The sequence below is a fragment of the Aquamicrobium soli genome (assembly GCF_042646345.1).
Lineage (GTDB): Bacteria > Pseudomonadota > Alphaproteobacteria > Rhizobiales > Rhizobiaceae > Mesorhizobium > Mesorhizobium soli_A.
The window spans coordinates 394,977-413,282 of sequence record NZ_JBHRTK010000001.1; the positions used below are offsets into that span (position 1 = coordinate 394,977).

14 protein-coding genes and 1 pseudogene are annotated in these 18,306 nt (G+C 60.2%); 12 read left to right on the forward strand and 3 right to left on the reverse strand.

Annotated features, from left to right (window positions below):
• The first annotated feature begins 92 nt into the window (after positions 1 to 92).
• From ACFOHJ_RS02065 to ACFOHJ_RS02105, 9 genes are all read left to right on the forward strand, one after another.
• Positions 93 to 1,349 (forward strand): M24 family metallopeptidase, encoded by a 1,257-nt coding sequence (locus ACFOHJ_RS02065; RefSeq protein WP_378217955.1) that lies wholly within the window; start codon positions 93 to 95, stop codon positions 1,347 to 1,349.
• 70 nt (positions 1,350 to 1,419) lie between these two features.
• Positions 1,420 to 2,760 (forward strand): dimethylsulfonioproprionate lyase DddP, encoded by a 1,341-nt coding sequence (gene dddP / locus ACFOHJ_RS02070; RefSeq protein ID WP_378217957.1) that lies wholly within the window; start codon positions 1,420 to 1,422, stop codon positions 2,758 to 2,760.
• A 68-nt stretch (positions 2,761 to 2,828) separates the two neighbouring features.
• Complete coding sequence (locus ACFOHJ_RS02075) at positions 2,829 to 4,424, forward strand: ABC transporter substrate-binding protein (protein ID WP_378217959.1); 1,596 nt, start codon at positions 2,829 to 2,831, stop codon at positions 4,422 to 4,424.
• 604 nt (positions 4,425 to 5,028) lie between these two features.
• A complete protein-coding gene (locus tag ACFOHJ_RS02080; protein WP_378218079.1) occupies positions 5,029 to 6,225 on the forward strand; it encodes an amino acid ABC transporter substrate-binding protein in 1,197 nt (398 codons plus the stop codon).
• 122 nt (positions 6,226 to 6,347) lie between these two features.
• Positions 6,348 to 7,211, forward strand: a complete 864-nt coding sequence (locus ACFOHJ_RS02085; RefSeq protein ID WP_378217961.1) for a branched-chain amino acid ABC transporter permease — start codon at positions 6,348 to 6,350, stop codon at positions 7,209 to 7,211.
• The gene (locus ACFOHJ_RS02090; RefSeq protein ID WP_378217963.1) at positions 7,208 to 8,155 is read left to right on the forward strand and encodes a branched-chain amino acid ABC transporter permease; all 948 of its coding nucleotides are present in this window, start codon (positions 7,208 to 7,210) and stop codon (positions 8,153 to 8,155) included. The genes ACFOHJ_RS02085 and ACFOHJ_RS02090 overlap by 4 nt, the downstream gene beginning before the upstream one ends.
• On the forward strand, positions 8,152 to 8,904 hold the full coding sequence (locus tag ACFOHJ_RS02095; protein ID WP_378217965.1) for an ABC transporter ATP-binding protein: 753 nt from the start codon (positions 8,152 to 8,154) through the stop codon (positions 8,902 to 8,904). The genes ACFOHJ_RS02090 and ACFOHJ_RS02095 overlap by 4 nt, the downstream gene beginning before the upstream one ends.
• A complete protein-coding gene (locus ACFOHJ_RS02100; RefSeq protein WP_378217967.1) occupies positions 8,901 to 9,641 on the forward strand; it encodes an ABC transporter ATP-binding protein in 741 nt (246 codons plus the stop codon). The genes ACFOHJ_RS02095 and ACFOHJ_RS02100 overlap by 4 nt, the downstream gene beginning before the upstream one ends.
• A 549-nt stretch (positions 9,642 to 10,190) precedes the next feature.
• Positions 10,191 to 12,281 (forward strand): ATP-dependent helicase, encoded by a 2,091-nt coding sequence (locus ACFOHJ_RS02105; protein ID WP_378217969.1) that lies wholly within the window; start codon positions 10,191 to 10,193, stop codon positions 12,279 to 12,281.
• Positions 12,282 to 12,514: 233 nt separating this feature from the next.
• Here the strand turns inward: ACFOHJ_RS02105 and ACFOHJ_RS02110 are convergent, their stop codons facing one another.
• Positions 12,515 to 13,516, reverse strand: a complete 1,002-nt coding sequence (locus ACFOHJ_RS02110; RefSeq protein ID WP_378217971.1) for a YihY/virulence factor BrkB family protein — start codon at positions 13,514 to 13,516, stop codon at positions 12,515 to 12,517.
• Between the two features lie 191 nt (positions 13,517 to 13,707).
• Between ACFOHJ_RS02110 and ACFOHJ_RS02115 the strand changes: the two genes are divergently transcribed.
• Both ACFOHJ_RS02115 and xth read left to right on the forward strand, forming a co-directional pair.
• Positions 13,708 to 14,601 carry an SDR family oxidoreductase gene (locus ACFOHJ_RS02115; protein WP_378217973.1) on the forward strand — a complete coding sequence of 298 codons (894 nt, stop codon included), beginning with the start codon at positions 13,708 to 13,710 and terminating at the stop codon, positions 14,599 to 14,601.
• Positions 14,602 to 14,646: 45 nt separating this feature from the next.
• Complete coding sequence (xth, locus tag ACFOHJ_RS02120; protein WP_378217975.1) at positions 14,647 to 15,423, forward strand: exodeoxyribonuclease III; 777 nt, start codon at positions 14,647 to 14,649, stop codon at positions 15,421 to 15,423.
• Positions 15,424 to 16,056: 633 nt separating this feature from the next.
• Here the strand turns inward: xth and ACFOHJ_RS02125 are convergent.
• Together ACFOHJ_RS02125 and ACFOHJ_RS02130 are read right to left on the reverse strand one after the other, a co-directional pair.
• A complete protein-coding gene (locus tag ACFOHJ_RS02125) occupies positions 16,057 to 16,266 on the reverse strand; it encodes a KTSC domain-containing protein (protein ID WP_378217977.1) in 210 nt (69 codons plus the stop codon).
• A gap of 15 nt (positions 16,267 to 16,281) precedes the next feature.
• Positions 16,282 to 16,944, reverse strand: coding sequence for a PCC domain-containing protein (locus tag ACFOHJ_RS02130; protein WP_378217978.1), 663 nt, complete (start codon positions 16,942 to 16,944; stop codon positions 16,282 to 16,284).
• Between the two features lie 1,012 nt (positions 16,945 to 17,956).
• On the opposite strand from ACFOHJ_RS02130, the pseudogene ACFOHJ_RS02135 reads away from it, so the two are divergent.
• Positions 17,957 to 18,271: pseudogene (locus ACFOHJ_RS02135) on the forward strand (hypothetical protein); the annotation flags it as partial.
• Positions 18,272 to 18,306 lie beyond the last annotated feature (35 nt).

The window sequence follows — 18,306 nt, forward strand, 5'->3', positions numbered from 1 at the left end:
CCGCGGTTATCCAATAGGGCGAGAATTTACACCGTATGTGACAGTCGGCCTTTCTGCAAGTATTTGGCCCACGCACCTATGGGAGGTTTCCTATGCCGGAATTCGATTGGCACGCAGAACGCAGCGATCTTCCTTCACTAAGACAACTCGACCGCGAGCCGGAAGGCGGCGACATCGACATGCGCGCGGTGCAGCTCTATCGACAGGAGAGCATTCGCCGCGAGATGAAGGCGCGCGGGATCGATGCGCTCATCCTCTGCGATTCGGTCAACATCAGGTATGCGACCGGCACGAGGAACATGCAGGTCTTCACGATGCGGAACAGCCCGTCGCGCTACCTGATCCTCACCACCGACAAGTCGATATTGTTTGAATTCGCTGGATGCGAACATCTGGTGTGCGGGTATCCCACGATTGACGAGGTGAGGCCTGCGAAGACGGTAAGTTTCGTGGCGGCGGGCCCTCGAATCGCGGAGAGCGAAAAAACGTGGGCGGCGGAAATGGCCGATCTCTTAGCGGAATTGGTCGGCAAAGGTGCAACGGTCGGACTGGAGCGCCTCAATGCCGGGGTCGCCATCGCACTGCGCGACCAGGGACTACGGATCGTCGACGCCCAGGAGCCTGTCGAGATGGCGCGTTGCATCAAATCAACCGAGGAAATGAAATGTGTGGTCGCTGCACTTCGTGCAACCGAAATTGGGGTCGGCAAGCTTAGGGAGGCTATCCGACCAGGCCTAAGCGAAGTCGAGCTGTGGTCCGTTCTGCATCAATCGGTCATCGCGCAGAACGGCGACTACTTCGAGACGCGATTGTTGAGCGCAGGGCAGAGAACCAATCCCTGGTTTCAGGAGACAAGCGCTGCCGTCATCGGAGAAAACGAGCTGATCGCCTTGGATACCGACGTGGTCGGCTGCTACGGATACTACGCGGACTTTTCGCGCACTTTCCATTCAGGCCCCGGTAGGCCGTCCGAAGCTCAAAAGACCCTCTATAAAGTGGCCTACGAACAGGTCCACCACAACATGGGCATTCTGAAGCCTGGGCTTTCCTTCCGCGACTATGCCAACAAGGCGTGGGACATCCCAGAAAAGTATTACAAAAATAGATACTACGTCTCTATCCACGGAATAGGGATGACGGGCGAATATCCATATATGTATCACCGGGGTGACTTCCCAAGCGCTGGATATGATGGGATAGTTCTTCCCAGAATGACGCTGTGTGTCGAGAGTTACATTGGCGAAGATAATGGAGTTGAGGGGGTTAAGCTTGAGCAGCAGATTCTCGTAACGGAGAACGGCATCGAGCTTCTTTCCGAATTTCCGTTCGAAGACGAACTCCTTCGATAACCGACAACGCCGACGCCGGCATCTGTTCAGACCTTCGCGAAGGTCGACCTTCTCCCGAGAGGCTACCAGCATGGAAATGTACTATCGCGACATTCGAAAAATCGATCCTTTGCGCGGCCGAACGCTGGCGGACGGTTCCTCGAACAACATGGATCGGGTCGAGATTGGCCCCACCGTCCTAGCCTTCAACGAATGGACCGAGGCTGGTCTTGAGCTGCCCGACCTACCCCGCATGCGCGAGCATCGGTGGAAGCGTCTTGTTCAATTCATCCAGGCGAGGGACTACGGCGCACTGCTACTCTTCGATCCCCTGAACATCCGATACGCCACTGACAGCACCAACATGCAGTTGTGGAACAGCCATAATCCGTTTCGTGCCGTCCTAATCTGCGCGGATGGCTACATGGTTATCTGGGATTACAAGAACGCAACATTCCTTAGTGAGTTCAATCCGCTCGTAAAAGAGCAGAGAAGCGGCGCGAGCATGTTCTACTTCGACCGCGGAGACAAAGTCGACGAGGCTGCCGATGTCTTTGCAAACGAAGTAAGGGAGTTGATCGAGAGTCATTCTGGCCAAAACAAGCGCTTGGCAATCGACAAGATAATGATGCATGGCCTGAGAAGCCTGGAGGCCCAGGGATTTGAGATATTCCCGGGCGAAGAACTCACCGAGAAAGCACGCGCGGTAAAAAACGCGGACGAAATTCTCGCAATGCGCTGTGCGGTCGACGCCTGCCAGAAGTCCGTGGCAGCCATGGAACGCGCGGCTAGAGAGGGCGTGCCAAAGGGCAATATGTCCGAAGACGACATTTGGGCAGTGCTGCATGCCGAGAACATCCGGCGTGGCGGCGAATGGATCGAGACTCGGCTGCTGACATCTGGCCCGCGCACCAATCCGTGGTTCCAGGAATGCGGGCAACGCATAGTACAGGAAGACGAAATCGTCGCTTTCGACACGGATCTCATCGGCTCCTACGGCATGTGCGTCGACCTTTCCCGCACTTGGTGGATAGGCCACGAAAAGCCGTCGAACGAAATGATCTACGCGATGCGCCATGCGCATGAGCACCTCATGACGAACATGGAGTTGCTGAAGCCTGGCGTCAGTTTCAAGGAATTGGTCTTCGGCGGACATCATCTCGATCCACCGTTCCAGAAGCAGAAGTACGGCACCAAAATGCACGGCGCCGGTCTTTGTGACGAGTGGCCACAAATGAGCTATCCCGATCGCTGGGTGGACGGCTCGTACGACTATGCCATCGAGGCCGGCATGGTCATCTGCGTCGAGGCTCTCGTCTCCCCTGAGGACGGTAACTTCTCGATCAAGCTCGAGGACCAGGTCCTCGTTACCGAGACAGGCTTCGAGAACCTGACTTCCTATCCCTTCGACCCTGCGCTGATGAACGAATGAATGCAGACCTATGACCTGATGTAGCTGAAACAAGGGGAACCGAAATGACCGACTGCCGAACGGAGAAAATGATCGATCTAGCTATCGAAGACGCGACCAACGGACGAATTTCTCGTCGCTGGTTCATGGAATTCACGGCCGCCATGGGACTTTCAGCAATCGCGGGCTCTAGCTTATGGACAAAGGCAGCGCAGGCGGCCCCCGTTCGCGGTGGCAATTTCCGCGTCGGCATCCACGATGGCAATACGTCCGATTCCCACGACCCTGGTACATATGCTACCCGTCAGATGGTTTACCTCGCGCATCAGCACCGCAGTTACCTGACGCTGATCGAACCAGATGGAACTCTCGGACCCGATCTGGCAACCGAATGGTCTCCCAACAAGGATGCCACCGAGTGGGCATTCAAGCTGAATCCGAAGGCGTATTTCCACAGCGGCCGAAAGGTCGCGGCTGGCGATGTGGTTGCGTCCATGAACTACCATCGGAATGAAAAATCCACTTCGGCAGCACGAGGCCTCATACGCCAGGCCGTTGATGTCGTCGCTGATGGAGACGACATCGTGATATTCAAGCTGGGTGCTGGAACCGCAGATTGGCCTTGGCTGATGACTGACTATCACTTGGCCGTGTGCCCGGCCAACGACGACGGCACGATAGATTGGCAAAGCGGTGACGGATCGGGACCTTATAAGCTCAACGATGGCCAATTCGGGGTCCGCTGGAAGCTCAGCCGTCACGACCAATGGCACCTTAAAGGCGCATATTTCGATACAGTCGAGATGATTGTTCTCAATGACGACGCTGCCCGTCAAAGCGCCTTGATTGCCGGTGAAGTTGATGTGGTCTCATCGGTTAGCTTGAAGACTCTGGATTTCCTGGCCCGCAATCCGGGCATCAAGATCGATAACGTACCAAGCGCTTCGCCAATTACGATGCCGATGCTGTGTGATACGGCGCCTTTCAATAATTTAGACGTAAGAAATGCTTTGAAATCCGCGATTGACCGGGAAGATATCATTCAACGAGTCATGCGAGGAAACGCCACAATCGGCAACGATTTTCATCTTTCGCCAACGCAGCCATTCTGGCCATCTAAAATTCCCCAAATTCAATATGATCCGGATCGAGCACGGTCGCTCCTTAAGAAAGCAGGCATGGAGAACCTGTCGGTCGCGATCAGCGTCTCCGATTCACTTTTCCCTGGCGCCGTCGACCTCTGCTCGCTGTATCAGCAACATGCCTTGAAGGCCGGCATAAATCTTACTGTCGATCGTCAACCCGCCGACGGCTATTACTCGGAAGTCTGGATGAAAAAGCCATTCTGCGTCGCCTCTTGGGGGGCTCGACCAACTGCCGACGTAATTTTCACGGAAGCCTACAAGTCCGGAGCACCGTGGAATGAAAGCCACTGGGAAAATCCACAATTTGACAAACTGCTTCTTCGAGCGAAGTCGGAGCTTGAAGAAGGGAAGCGGGCCGAGATGTACGAGGAAATGTGCTCCATTGCTCGAGACGATGGCGGAACTATCATTCCGATGTTCTCAAACTTCGTCTACGCGCGCAGGGCTAATGTTGCGCATGAGCAGAAACTCGCTGCCAGTTGGGAACTCGACGGCGCGCGGGCACCTAGTCGGTGGTGGTTCGCAAACCAGGATGATTGACCGTTCCGTTTAAGTTCGCGGCTTGCGCACTTCTGGCAAGACCGTATGTGTCAGATGCCGGCGAGTTGGCGCGCGCTACACCGCGCGTCCGAGGGATGCTCGGGCGTGCCATGCCGATTCCACCATATGGGGACGAGCCCTGCCATAGTACAGGGAAGCATGACGTCACAATCACTGTCGCAAATAAGACCGTATGTTCGCCTCTGTCGATGAGTAGCTCGCCCTGACGATCCTGGCGAGAAGGTCGGCGAGATAGCCGAGCGGCTCGATTCGTTCGGCTTAATGAGGCGGATGGATCCCACTTCCCGGCTGCTGTGGTGCTGGACGAGTTTCCTGCGCTCGGCTGGCCCAACTTCTTCAAGCGTGCCCGCGCCATCGGACTGAAATTGGTCGACGGGTTCGAAAATGCTTGGCAGGTGTCCTTCCGAGGGAGGCCGAGCAATCTGCCGTTCTGGTCACGGCGATCGAAACGTTTGCCGACCAGTCTCTGTCGCGGTCACCCGTCATGCGCCGGGTAGCCATTAAGAAGGCTCAACCCCGGTAGACTTAGATCGAAGTACGATATATTTCGTAGTCGACGAACAGGGAGAAGAAGATGTCGAACATGACCATGCGGCTCGCCGGCGCAGTTTTCGGGGCGATCGCCCTTTCCAGCGCTCCGGCAATGGCAGAGGACCTTGTGCTTGGCGCCTCGGTGCAGCTGACCGGCCCGGTCGCCAACACCGGCCGCTACTACAAGGACGCCTACCAGTTCACGATCGACAAGATCAACGAGGCGGGCGGCGTCAAGGTCGGCGACAAGCAGTATAAGCTGGCGCTTAAGCTCTATGACAACCAGTCGGATGTGAACCTGTCGGTCCGCCAGTACACGCAGCTTGTCTCGCAGGACAAGGTGAACCTGCTGCTCGGGCCGTTCGCGAGCAATTTCGCGCTGGCCGATTCCGCCGTCTCGGAAAAATACCAGGTGCCGATGGTGCAGGGCGGAGGCGCCTCCGACCAGATATTCTCGCGCAAATTCAAATACATCTTCGGCACGCTGGCGCCGGCGAGCAACTATTTCGGTTCGACCATCAAAATGATGAAGGAACTCGATCCCGCGCCGAAATCGGTAGCGCTGCTTTATGCCGACGACGCCTTCGACGTCTCCGTCGCCGAGGGCACACGGCCGCTGCTCGAGGACGCCGGCTTCACCGTCGCGCTTGACGAGCGCTACACTTCGAACGCCAGCGATTTCAACTCGCTGCTCTCGCAGATCAAGAGCGCCAATGTCGACGCCGTGCTGGTCGCCGGCCACGAGACGGAGATTCTCAACTTCGTGAGGCAGGCCAAGAGCCTGGCCGTTGCGCCGAAGCTCTATTCCTTCACCGTCGGCGTCCCAAGCGAGGACTTTCGCAAGGCGCTTGGTAAGGACGCGGACTATGCCTTCGGCATGAGCGCCTGGCTGCCCTCGGCGGACCTGAAGGACAAATGGTTTGGTGACGCGGCCGCCTTTGCGGAAGCCTACAAGGCCAAGTTCGGCTATGAACCTGACTATCACGCGGCTTCCGGCGCGGCCGACGTCGAGGCGCTGGTGCAGGCTGTCGAGGCGGCCGGCACGCTCGATCCCAAGGCGGTGCGCGACGCCATCGCCAAGCTGAACTTCGACAGCCTCTACGGCAAGATCGCCTTCGCCGAGAACGGCCAGATCGATCTGCCGCAGACGGTGATCCAGGTACAGGAAGACAAGGTCGCCGCCGTCTACGGCGCCAAAGGCTTCATCGAGCAGCCGAAGTATCCGATGCCTGCGTGGAACGCGCGCTGACGGCTGGGACGATGACGGTGCCGTCCGGAGGGATGGGCGGTGCCGGTGCGCAAAGCGGCGCTTGTGGGGTCTCGTGCACCGTTGCTTCACGTAGGACTTGATCGCAAAGAGGAGAACGGCACGTGGATCTGCTGGCGCAAATACTGGTCAACGGGGTGCTTTTGGGGGGGCTTTATGCCGTTATGGCACTGGGGCTGGCACTGGTGTGGGGCGTGCTCAACATCGTCAATCTAGCGCACGGCGCCTTCATCATGCTGGGGGGCTACCTGTCCTGGCACCTCTACAACTATCTCGGCATCGACCCTTTCCTCGGCCTGCCGATCACCGCCGTTGTGATGTTCGGCCTCGGCTACGTGTTGCAACGCGGCATGCTCAACCTCATCGTCAGGGCGCCGATGTTCAACACCCTGCTCATTACTTTCGGCCTTGAAGTGGTGCTGACCTATCTGGCGCAGCTTGCCTTCTCGGCCGACTTCCGTACCATCAACCCCTCTTACGCCGGCTCAAGCATCGCACTCGGCCCGGTGGTGGTGCCGGTCGCACGGCTGATGGCCTTCGGGGTCGCCGTCGCGTTGACGGTGGGCATGTGGCTGTTCCTGCTCCACAGCAGGCTTGGCCGTGCCATCCGCGCCACCGCGCAGAACCTTGTCGCGGCGCGGCTCTACGGCGTCGAGCCGCGCCATCTCTACGCGATAACCTTCGGCATCGGCATCGGGCTGGCGGGGGCCGCCGGCGGGCTCTACGGCACGGTCTCGCAGATCGATCCCTATATCGGCGCAACGCTGACGGCGAAGTCCTTCGCCATTGCCATCATCGGCGGCCTCGACAATCCCCTCGGCGTGCTCGTCGGCGGACTGGTATTGGGCATCATCGAGTCCCTGACGGTTCTCTATGTCGGTGCCACCTTCGGCGACGTCGCGAGCTTCGGCGTGCTGGTCCTGGTGCTGATATTCCGGCCGAGCGGCCTGCTGGGGAAGACAGCATGAAGGGACTGCACTGGATTTTGCTCGCTGCGGGGCTCGTCGTGCTCGCCGCCGTGCCGTGGTTCGGCTCGGACGTGCTGGTGCAGTTCGGCATCAACGCGCTGCTCTTGGCCGTGCTGGCGCAGGGCTGGAACATCATCGGCGGCTATACCGGTTATGCCTCCTTCGGCAACTCGGTTTTCTATGGGCTCGGCAGCTACGGCGTTGCCATCGCCATGGTGCAGTGGGAACTGCCGTTCGCGGTAGGCATGGCCTTCGGCGTGGTGCTGGCCGTTGCCTTCGCCTTCCTGCTCGGCCTGCCTGTGCTGCGGCTGAAAGGACACTATTTCGCGATCGCCACGCTGGCGCTGGCGCAGGTGATGATCGCCATCGTCTCCAACCTCTCCATCGCCGGCCAGAACATCGGCCTGGTGCTGCCGCCGCTGAATGACGACCGGCTGTTCTATGAACTGTCGCTCGCCCTTCTGGTGGCGGCGACCGCGACGGTGTTCTGGCTGACGCGAAGTCGCTTCGGTTTCGGCCTCATCGCCATCCGCGAGAACGAGGAGGGCGCGGCTGTCATGGGCGTCAACACCACGCTCTACAAGGTTCTGGCCTTCGCGCTTTCGGGCGTATTTTCCGCGCTTGCCGGCGGCATCCACGCCTATTGGATCACCTTCCTCGACCCGGCCAGCGCCTTTGACATTAGCCTCAACGTCAAGATGATTATCATGGCGGTGTTCGGCGGTCCGGGCACGGTGCTGGGCCCGGTGCTCGGCGCGTTTGTCCTCTCCTCTTTGTCGGAACTGCTCTCCAGCGAGATCACCAGCTTTGCCGGCTTGTTCTTTGGTCTCGTCGTGGTGGTGGCAGTCATCTTCATGCCTCGCGGCGTCGCCGACCTGGTGCGCCGTTTCCGCAGGACGGGCTGGCGCTATTTTATCGAGAACCTGAAGGCGCACCGCGTATGAGCACCGTTCTCGAAACCTCGCCCGCCCTTGAAATCACGAATGTGACGCGCCGTTTCGCGGGCCTCGTTGCCGTCAACAATGTCTCCTTCACCCTGAACAAGGGTGAGATCCTCGGCGTCATCGGTCCCAACGGCGCGGGCAAGACGACGCTGGTTAGCCTGATTTCCGGCACGTTGGCCCCGACCGCCGGCGATATCGCCTTCGAGGGCCGCACAATCACGAAGCTGCCGGCCTACCAGCGCGCAAGGCTGGGTATCGGCCGCACCTTCCAGATCATGCGACCGTTTCCCGGGCTGTCGGTGCTCGACAACGTCGCGGTCGGAGCCCTGTTCGGCCATGGCGGCGGCGAATCCGATCTCGCCAGGGCCCGCGAATTGGCGTGCGCGCAGCTCGAATTCGTCGGCCTCGCTAAATTCGCCGACCAGCGCGCCGACGAGCTTGGCGGTCCGAGCCGCAAGCGGCTGGAACTCGCCAAGGCGCTCGCCATGCAGCCGAAGGTACTGCTCTGCGATGAGGTGATGGCAGGCTTGAACCTCGTCGAGATCAACGAGGTGATCGAGGTGCTGAAGCGGGTGCGCGAACGCGGTATTTCCATCTTCGTCATCGAGCACGTCATCAAGGCGATCAAGAGCCTGTCCGACCGCCTGCTGGTGCTGCACCACGGCGAGAAGATTGCCGACGGCGATCCCGACGCGGTGCTGTCCGACGCACGGGTGGTGGAAGCCTATCTCGGACGGAGGCGGGCATGAGCGCGGCAGCGAAACCGGCGCGGGCAGGCGAGCCGCTTCTGACCGTCGACGGACTCGGTGCCGGCTATGGCGAAATGCCGGTGCTGAAGGGCGTTTCGCTGGAGGTCCGCCGCGCCGAGATCGTCGCCCTGGTCGGTTCCAACGGCGCCGGCAAGACGACGCTGCTGCGCGCGCTGTCACGCGTCATCGCCTGCACCGGCAAGGTGACCTTCCTCGGCAGCGACCTCGCCCCGATGACGCCGGACGAGGCGTTCGGCGTCGGCCTCGTGCAGGTGCCGGAAGGCCGCCAGCTCTTCGACCGCATGACGGTGAAGGACAACCTTTTGATGGGCGCTTACCGGCGTGCCGACAAGGCAGCGATCGCCGGCGATCTGGAGCGCATGTACGGCCTCTTTCCGCGCCTCGGCGAGCGCCAGAACCAATTGGCCGGCTCGATGTCGGGCGGCGAGCAGCAGATGTGCGCCATGGCGCGGGGCCTGATGGCGCGGCCGCAACTTTTGATGATCGATGAGATGAGCCTCGGGCTGGCTCCGGTGGTGGTGGAACAGTTGATGGAAGTGTTGGCCACCATCCGCGACGAAGGCGTTACCGTGTTGCTTGTCGAGCAGGACATCCACCTGGCGCTGTCGGGCGCCGACCGCGGCTATGTCATGGAGACGGGCTCGATCGTCCACAGCGGCGACGCCCGGGCGCTGATCGACGATCCCGTTGTGCGCAAGGCGTATCTCGGGCTCTGAGTTGCCGCGCGGCGGCAGCCGGAGCGGTTTGGATGGGGGAGGTTCACGGAGCCGTTTGGCGGTCAGCGACAGCAATGCCGACCGCAAGCGAAGCGCTCGTGCCTCGTAGTCGCAGCGGCACGACGTCCCCGTCCTGCCGCCGACGCCCGGCTTACTAAGCAATTCCGGATTGTCCCGCTGTTCGCCCGAGGCGTAAAAACCTCCCTGGCGACGTTCAGGACTCTGCGATGCGAAGGAGATAGCCCGCCCTGCCTGGGAGCGTCGCCCGCGCTGGTTGTGCGTTTGTCCTCCATCGTGGCGTCTTCCTGTTCGCCGACACTCGCCGTTCAAAGCAAATGGCCTGAAACCCTGTCCGTCAAATCGCCGATCTGTCGGACCCTCGCGGATCTTACTTCACCTATTCCCCATCCTAAGTATCAGGACCGTTCCTGTGGTCGTGATCTGAATCGCTCGTGTTACATGCATGTTTGATCTCGAGCATTCATCGGATGGACCGCCACCTCCCCGATCCTTGTTGCGAACGAAACGGAAACACGTTTCATTCGTGCAATGAACCTCTCTGTCCTTGATTCGGCCGTGGCCGCAGCGGCGCCAGACGACTATCTTGCCGAGCTCAACGCTGCGCAACGGTCCGCCGTGGTGCATGGCGAAGGTTCGGCTGGCGAGCCGCTGCTGATCATCGCTGGTGCGGGGTCGGGCAAGACCAACACCTTGGCTCATCGGGTAGCCCATCTGATCGTGAAGGGCGCTGATCCCCGACGTATCCTGTTGATGACGTTTTCGCGCCGGGCCGCCTCGGAGATGACGCGCCGCGTCGAGCGCATTGCGGCCAAGGTGCTCGGCGACAAGGCTTCGGTCATGACCGAGGGGCTCACCTGGGCGGGCACGTTCCACGCGGTCGGCGCGCGGCTTCTTCGTGACCACGCTCTGGAAATCGGTCTCGACGCTGCCTTCACGATTCACGATCGCGAAGACTCCGCCGATCTCATGAGCTTTGTGAGGCACGAGTTGGGACTGTCCAGGACCGAGAGCAGATTTCCTGCGAAGGGCACGTGCCTGGCGATCTATTCGCGGACGGTCAACGCGCAGGCCGAACTGGAAGCTGTTCTCGCCAAATCCTTCCCCTGGTGCGGGGGGTGGGTCGAGGAATTGAAAACTCTGTTCAGCACCTATGTCGAAGCCAAGCAGGCACAGAATGTCCTCGATTACGACGACCTTTTGTTGTGGTGGGCGCACATGTGCGAGGAACCGGTAATCGCGGAACAGCTGCGCTCGCGTTTCGATCATATCCTCGTCGACGAGTACCAGGATACCAACCGGCTGCAAGCCGCCATCCTGGCGGCGCTCAAGCCCGATGGACGGGGTCTGACCGTCGTTGGCGATGATGCGCAGTCGATCTACTCCTTCCGCGCAGCGGAGGTACGCAATATTCTCGATTTTCCGAACCTGTTTCCCGAACCGGCCCGCATCGTTACGCTCGACCGTAACTACCGCTCGACGAACACCGTGCTCGAAGCGGCGAACGCGGTCATCGGCGAAGCTGCCGACCGCTTCAGCAAGAACCTCTGGACCGAGCGGCGTTCGGCGGAAAGGCCGCTGCTGGTGACGGTGCGAGACGATGCCGCGCAGGCCAACTATATTTGCAACAGGGTGCTGGAGGAGCGGGAAAGCGGCACAGCGCTTCGTGCACAGGCAGTTCTTTTCCGAGCCTCGCATCATTCCGGCCCTCTGGAAGTCGAGCTGACACGCCGCAATATCCCTTTCATCAAGTTCGGCGGCCTAAAGTTCCTGGACGCCGCACATGTGAAAGACCTGCTCGCGCTTTTGCGCTTTGCGGAGAATCCGCGCGATCGGGTGGCCGGCTTTCGCGTGATGCAGCTTTTGCCTGGCATCGGACCGTCGGCCGCAGGTGCTGCGGTTGAGGCGATGGAGCGAGCGCTCGATCCCATCCTCGGGCTTCAATTCTTCAAGGTGCCGACAAGGGCGGAAGAGGACTGGCCTGCGTTTGTCGAACTTTTCTCGGCACTGCGCGGCCGGTCGGCATGGCCAGCGGATTTCGAGCGTGCGCGATTATGGTACGAACCGCATCTTGAACGTCTGCATGAAGATGCCGCCGCGCGTCGCGCCGATCTCCTGCAGCTCGAACAGATCGCGGGCGGCCACCCGTCGCGCGAACGTTTTCTAACCGACCTCACACTGGACCCACCGGACGCCACGAGCGGAGAGGCAGGCCCGCCGCACCTCGATGAAGACTATCTGATCCTATCCACGATCCATTCAGCCAAGGGACAGGAATGGACGAAAGTATTTGTGCTTAACGCCGTTGACGGATGCATTCCGATCGATCTTGCGGTCGGCGAACGTGACGATCTCGAAGAGGAACGTCGGCTGCTTTACGTCGCCATGACCCGCGCGAAGGACACGCTGCATCTGGTCACGCCGCAGCGCTTCTATGTCAACGGGCAGTCGGCGCGCGGCGATCGCCACGTCTATGCGTCACGCACGCGATTCATTCCCGATCACATCCTTGACCGCTTCGAGCACATTTCCTGGCCGCCTCCGTTGGCCGAACCCGGTAGGCTGCCGCAGCCCGAGGTGCGGATAGACCTCAAGACGAAGATGCGCGGGATGTGGCGATAGCATGATCCCGGCGTTCCGTCCTCATGCGGCCAGTCGTACGGCAGACGGCGGCTTTGTGCGGACTTGAATCGCGTCGCGAAAATGCGGCGATCGGCGGAATCGGGATGAAAACGCCGTTGCACGGACCAACGATCCAAACGTGGCGGCTGACGATAGCTTTCAGCCATCAACCGCTTTGCCACGCGTGCCGTTAGGACGTTTCTTGGAGCGCGTCATATTTCGATCGGCTCCGGTCATCTGCTTCGGCGTCGATGACGTCGAGGAAGAAAAGCCAACGTCGCCAGCGATGCAATTCCTGCGACCAACGCGATGATGCCGAGCGGGCGCAAGGGCGAGCTTTCCACGCGGGAAAGGCCGGGACGTCGTTCGCCAACCTCGACGGGCATCAGATCGCGGCGGCTACCGAACCGGACGGCAGCGGCGCGCGTGATCTCGGCGCCAAACAGGAATATAGCCGAGGAATAGAACACCCATAGCAGGAGGACGATGAGGCTCCCCGCAGCGCCGTAGGACGATGCGATTGCGCTGGTTCCCAGATACCAACCGATGAGAGACTTGCCGACCGTGAAGAGAACCGCCGTCACGGCCGCACCGAACCGCACGTCACGCCAGGAAAGCGCGCGATCCGGGAGAATTTTGAAGATGGCGCCAAAAAGCAGGGCGACCAGAATGAGCGAGACCAATGTGTTCGCCGCCGACAGCATGAATTCTCCGAAGGGAAGCTTGGAGGTGATCACGTTGCCGACGGCCGAAATCGCTGCGCTGGCAGCCAGGGATACCAGAAGCAAAAAGCCAAGCGAGGCCACCAGCCCAAGGCTTGCGATCCGGGTCCTGGCCAGGCTGAACAGGGAGGTTTTTTGCGGCCGGACTTTCCAGATGAGATTGAGCGTGGACTGCATCTCCCCGAATACCCCGGATGCCCCGACGAGCAACGTGACGACCGCGACAATCGAAGCCAGCATTCCCTTGTGCGCGGATGCGTTCTCGACCGTCGCTTTCAAAAGATCGGCTCCGCGAGGCCCAAGCAAGCCCGTCAGCTGGGCGGATATTGCGATTTCCGCGGCGTCCCTCCCGGTGGCGAATCCTGCGATACCGAGAATAATCAAAAGGATGGGAGCCAGTGATGTTGCGGCATAAAACGCCATTGCTGCCGCATGGCTGAGCGCGTTGTCATCGAAAAACCCCGAAACCGCAGAGCGAACGACGGTCCATAAATCTACGGTCGCAATTTTCATGGGATCCTCGCACGCTAGCCCCTCCTCAAGAAGCTGACCGGCAAGGAGTTGGTTCCCGATCGGTTCGATCCCAACATCCGATCGTCTGTGCGGAACAAAGATTCTGCAGTCACGTTTCGGGTGTTCGCGGGCGGCATCCCTGTCGCATTGCTTCGTCCCAGCGAACTTCGAGACCAGAAGGAGACACGGCCGTGGCCAGTTCGACCCGATTGCAGAATCCGCGCAAACTCTACCCGGCGCCGCCTTTCCCTCGGCAGCCGCAGGAAATGCCGGGCCTCGCTCAAAAAATGGAGCCGGTGCCGGACCACGGTGAGGAAAGCTATCACGGCTCAGGTCGGCTTAAAGGCCGCAAGGCGCTCGTCACTGGCGGCGATTCCGGCATCGGTCGGGCAGCGTCGATCGCCTTCGCGCGGGAAGGCGCCGACGTCGCAATCTCGTATCTTCCGGAAGAGGAAGCAGATGCCAAGCAGGTTATCGGGCTGATCGAAGCGGAGGGGCGCAAGGCCGTCGCGCTGGCTGGCGACATTCAAGAGGAGACTTGGTGCCGTGCGATGGTCAAGGAAGCCGTTTCGCAACTCGGCGGCCTCGACATTCTCGTCGTCAATGCCGGCAGACAGCAGTATCGCGAAAAGATCGAGGAACTGTCAACCGAAGACTTCGACCGCACGATGAAGATCAATCTTTATGCCTTGCACTGGATCGCGCAGGCGGCTGTTCCGTACCTTCAGCCAGGCGCCGCCGTCATCACCACCGCGTCGATCCAGGCCTATCACCCGTCACCGTTCCTCCTCGACTACGCGACCACCAAGGCCGGAATCGTCGCCTACACCAAGGCGCTCGCCAAGCAGCTAATCGAGAAAGGGATCCGCGCCAACGTCGTCGCGCCAGGACCGGTCTGGACTGCACTGCAGCCCAGTGGCGGCCAACCCGGCGAGAAGGTGGAGAATTTTGGCAAGGACAGCGATTTCGGTCGGCCCGCCCAGCCGGCGGAGCTTGCGCCCGTCTACGTCCTGCTGGCTTCGCAGGAAGCGAGCTTCATTAACGGCGAGGTCTACGGCGTCACGGGCGGCAAAGGCGTTGCCTGAGCAGCAACCGAGGTGAGCGGTGATCGACACCAGCAGTGTCCCGCGATGAAGATCGCAAGCTTCAACATCAACGGCGTGAACGGCCGTCTGTCGGTTCTCTTACGCTGGCTCGAATCCGGGTGTCCCGACATCGTCTGCCTGCAGGAGCTTAAATCCCCCGACGAGCGGTTTCCTATCCGGGAAATCGAAAGGGCCGGGTACGGCGCGATCTGGCACGGCCAGAAAAGCTGGAACGGTGTGGCGATCCTTGCCAGGGGAAAGACCCCGATCGAAACGCGACGAGGATTGCCAGGCTATCTCGACGATAGCCACAGCCGCTATATCGAAGCGGCCGCCCGCGGAATCCTGGTAGGCTGTCTCTACCTGCCCAACGGCAATCCGGCTCCGGGCCCGAAGTTCGACTATAAGCTCCGGTGGTTCGAACGCCTCGAAGCCTACGCTGCCGAACTCCTGAAGGCCCACGTATCGGTAGCGCTGGTCGGCGACTACAATGTTATGCCGACCGAACTCGATGTTTATGCCCCCGAACGATGGTGTGATGACGCTCTATTTCGTCCGGAAGTCCGCGAGGCTTATCAACGCCTTCTCGACCAAGGCTGGACCGACGCGTTGCGGGCGCTCCACCCCGGCGAGCGCATCTACACCTTCTGGAAGTATTTCCGGAACGCATTCGCTCGCGATTCGGGACTGCGCATCGACCATTTCCTGCTCAGTCCGGCGCTAGCCGACCGCCTGGTCGCAGCCGAGGTCGACAGAAAAACACGCAGTTGGGAAAAGTCGAGCGATCACGCCCCGGTCTGGATCGAAATTACCGAGGATTAACCGGGATTGTCGGATGCGTGTTCGTCGACTGCGGATTCCGGGCGACCCTAGTCAAACTGCTCTGACCAGGGCAGCGGTTTATGCACTCCAGCCTGCCAATCCGCAATCCGTACTTGGCATGATCCCCATTGCGGCATAACCGAGGGAACCCAGCATGTTTTCGGGTTGTCGTGGAAAGGAGGCGATACGGGAGCCGCAGGCAGAGCAGAAGCTCCACCTGACGAAGACCTTCATCTTGCCGGAAGTTGAACGCATTCACGAGCGAGACGCTGAACGGGTTGGCCGGAGCAGCTGGCCTTCGAGCATGTAACGCGTCTGCGGCTCAAGCAGACGACGCTGCGCCTAATCGGCGCCGACGTCCCAACTCGCCTTGATCGTTGATAGGCCCCGGCGCCATGTGCGTTCGCACTCGCGGCCTAGGTTCCGATCGGCATCGCGGGATTTCGCCAGCCCGACGTTCTTTGCCGATGTGTCACTGGTCTTCGATTACAGCGGGTGCCTGCGCACTGTCGTCGCCCGCGCGTGGGCTTCGGCGATCGTTGCCATGCTGTGGTCCATGGAAACTCTCCTTGGGGTTAGTCTCACTCAAATCACACCACGAGTGGAAATGCGCGAAGTAAGGTGGCAAAGCAACTATTGCGCCTCCGCTATCCTTCGATGTCGAAATCGATCGCGGATGAACCTGTTGAAGTAGCGGCCCTTGGAAAAGGACGATCGATAGGCGGCGTAAGTCTCCGGCGGAACGTCTTCGTAATCGTAGCGTCGGCCGCTCGTTCGGAACCAAACGCTCATCGTCCGTGTCGCTGGATCATATGTGCTCCTCTCGATCACCGTGGACGGCATGACGGTACCTCCCCGCTACAGATTAGTTAGGGCGATGCGAAGCCCTGCCTTCTTTTTTCGCCGACGGAGCGCCCACGTCCCCGCCACCATCACTTCGGGCGTCGGCCCCAGGATGCCATTGAGCAGGTAGCCGCCGCGGGTGAGATTGTCCGATAGCCCCCCATGCAGGTACAGGCTCGGCATGCCATCGTCGCCCCCCGCGATGTCGCCGATCGCATTCAACACTTCGCACTGCGCGGCAACCGGGATCATGCGGTAGCTTCTGAACAGGAAGCCGGACCGTCCAACCGTTGCGCTTTCGAACGCGCCAATGGCGGCCCCGCCAGCGGCCGCCACGTTTTTCTGTGCGGCGAAATTAGAGATGACCCGGAAGGCTTCGGCATTGCGCTTGCGAGCCACAGCAGCCTTGTTTACCGAGGCGGAGCGATTGACAACGGACCGGGGAGTTACAATCCCGCCGCCATTTTCCCCACCCTTGTGCGCGGCGGGACGATGTGTGAGCTTGTTGCAGTCGGGGCCGCCCGCCTTCCTGTCGCCGCCATCATCCTCGTTGACGGTCGCCCCGGGTGTGCGCTCGGTTTCCCTGTCCGACACGCCGCGCTTCTCGTCGCCTTCGGCCGCGCGATCGGCCTTGCATTCTTGCTCGTCGTTGGATTTTAGCTTGTTGCCGCGCAGCATCGGCGCCTCCTGTGTCACTGCCAGCAGAACGGCAATGATGGAGCCTGGTTCCGAACGGCGGCGATCGCCCTAGCCGAGGTTTATTTCGTGAGCTGCTGCGAGTATGCAGTTTGGCACAACATGCGACTCCAATGTCGCAGTGTCTCCAGCCGCTAGCAGTGCCTTGACGGCCTTTGGAGCGAGAAGAGCATTGGCCAGCAAATCACCACGGCTACCCCCACGCAAATAGGCGCTGAGGCCTCAGGCCAGGAAAAAGGTGCCGAGAAATTCAACGCGCCGGCTAGCTTAGGCTACGACATTGAGGCCAAGGGTGATGCCCAGCGATGACCATTTCCTGACCATGCGAGAATATACTTCACCGCTACAACATCCCGTCTAGCCGGGCGGCGAAAAGATCGGCGGCGGTCACCATCTCGATCTGCGTGCCGTAGCGGCTCTCATAGGCCACGAGCAAATGTTCGATGTCCTTGAAAATCCGCTGCCGGCAGGTCCGATAGCTCGTAGAGCGGACGACCCTGATCCCCTAAGGGGGGGGACCGTCAGCATACGGTCGTTGCCAGCTAGGGACCGGCGGCGTCGAAACAGCGCGCAAGATCCTCTTTCGCGATCAGCTTGAGTGATCGTCGAAGAAAACCCGCGTGGCGGCCAGGTAGCGGAGGTGCTAGGATCGGCGAAGCGCCTTGCGGTACGGTGCCGGACCGGGGGCCGCGGGAGGCGGAATCGCGCCGTGTCGTTGCCACTGTCCAATGAAGGTTAGGCAAGCGTCGAACCCGAGTAGCCGTTCCGGCCCAAGCCCGTGATCTTCGGCATCGACGCGGCCACGAGGAAACGCATCGTTATGGGGGTTACAAAACGCCGTCAGCCGACCTGTGATCCCGTCACAGGAATTTTAATCGGGAGGCCTCTATTGATCACCTGGCCCAGAGCCGTGCCGAAGGAGAGGTCATACACTTCTTCTCGAGGACGCTGACAATTTTAGCCGCATAAATGAGCTGTGTAGCACGACGATGGGGATGAAATTCTCGCCGGGGTTGCAAAATCACTTCGGTATACGACCAACAGAGGCGGTATTGTAGGGCGGGTGAGAAGAAAAGAATTTGGAATCACCCTACGACAGGAAACCTGTCCTACGGTCAGCCGCCACATCGAAAAGATGTCCTTGATTAAGCGGGGTGCATTTTACCCAGTTTTAGGGACTGCAACAAATCACCTCATGGTAGCGCGTGCAACAAATGAGACACCAGCCCAAGCTAACTCGCGTCCACACATTGGCGGAGGCCGCCCAGACTATAGGACTGACACCGCGTGCCGTGGCCAAGCTTGGTAAGCGGCTGAAGCTCTGTACGATGACAGGGAGACGCA

Coding starts and splice junctions, on each gene's coding strand:
- xth (WP_378217975.1), top strand. CDS start 14,647: ATGAAGATCGCAAGCTTCAACATCAACGGCGTGAACGGCCGTCTGTCG.
- ACFOHJ_RS02090 (WP_378217963.1), top strand. CDS start 7,208: ATGAAGGGACTGCACTGGATTTTGCTCGCTGCGGGGCTCGTCGTGCTC.
- ACFOHJ_RS02095 (WP_378217965.1), top strand. CDS start 8,152: ATGAGCACCGTTCTCGAAACCTCGCCCGCCCTTGAAATCACGAATGTG.
- dddP (WP_378217957.1), top strand. CDS start 1,420: ATGGAAATGTACTATCGCGACATTCGAAAAATCGATCCTTTGCGCGGC.
- ACFOHJ_RS02105 (WP_378217969.1), top strand. CDS start 10,191: ATGAACCTCTCTGTCCTTGATTCGGCCGTGGCCGCAGCGGCGCCAGAC.
- ACFOHJ_RS02125 (WP_378217977.1), bottom strand. CDS start 16,266: ATGCCGTCCACGGTGATCGAGAGGAGCACATATGATCCAGCGACACGG.
- ACFOHJ_RS02080 (WP_378218079.1), top strand. CDS start 5,029: ATGACCATGCGGCTCGCCGGCGCAGTTTTCGGGGCGATCGCCCTTTCC.
- ACFOHJ_RS02110 (WP_378217971.1), bottom strand. CDS start 13,516: ATGAAAATTGCGACCGTAGATTTATGGACCGTCGTTCGCTCTGCGGTT.
- ACFOHJ_RS02065 (WP_378217955.1), top strand. CDS start 93: ATGCCGGAATTCGATTGGCACGCAGAACGCAGCGATCTTCCTTCACTA.
- ACFOHJ_RS02130 (WP_378217978.1), bottom strand. CDS start 16,944: ATGCTGCGCGGCAACAAGCTAAAATCCAACGACGAGCAAGAATGCAAG.
- ACFOHJ_RS02075 (WP_378217959.1), top strand. CDS start 2,829: ATGATCGATCTAGCTATCGAAGACGCGACCAACGGACGAATTTCTCGT.
- ACFOHJ_RS02100 (WP_378217967.1), top strand. CDS start 8,901: ATGAGCGCGGCAGCGAAACCGGCGCGGGCAGGCGAGCCGCTTCTGACC.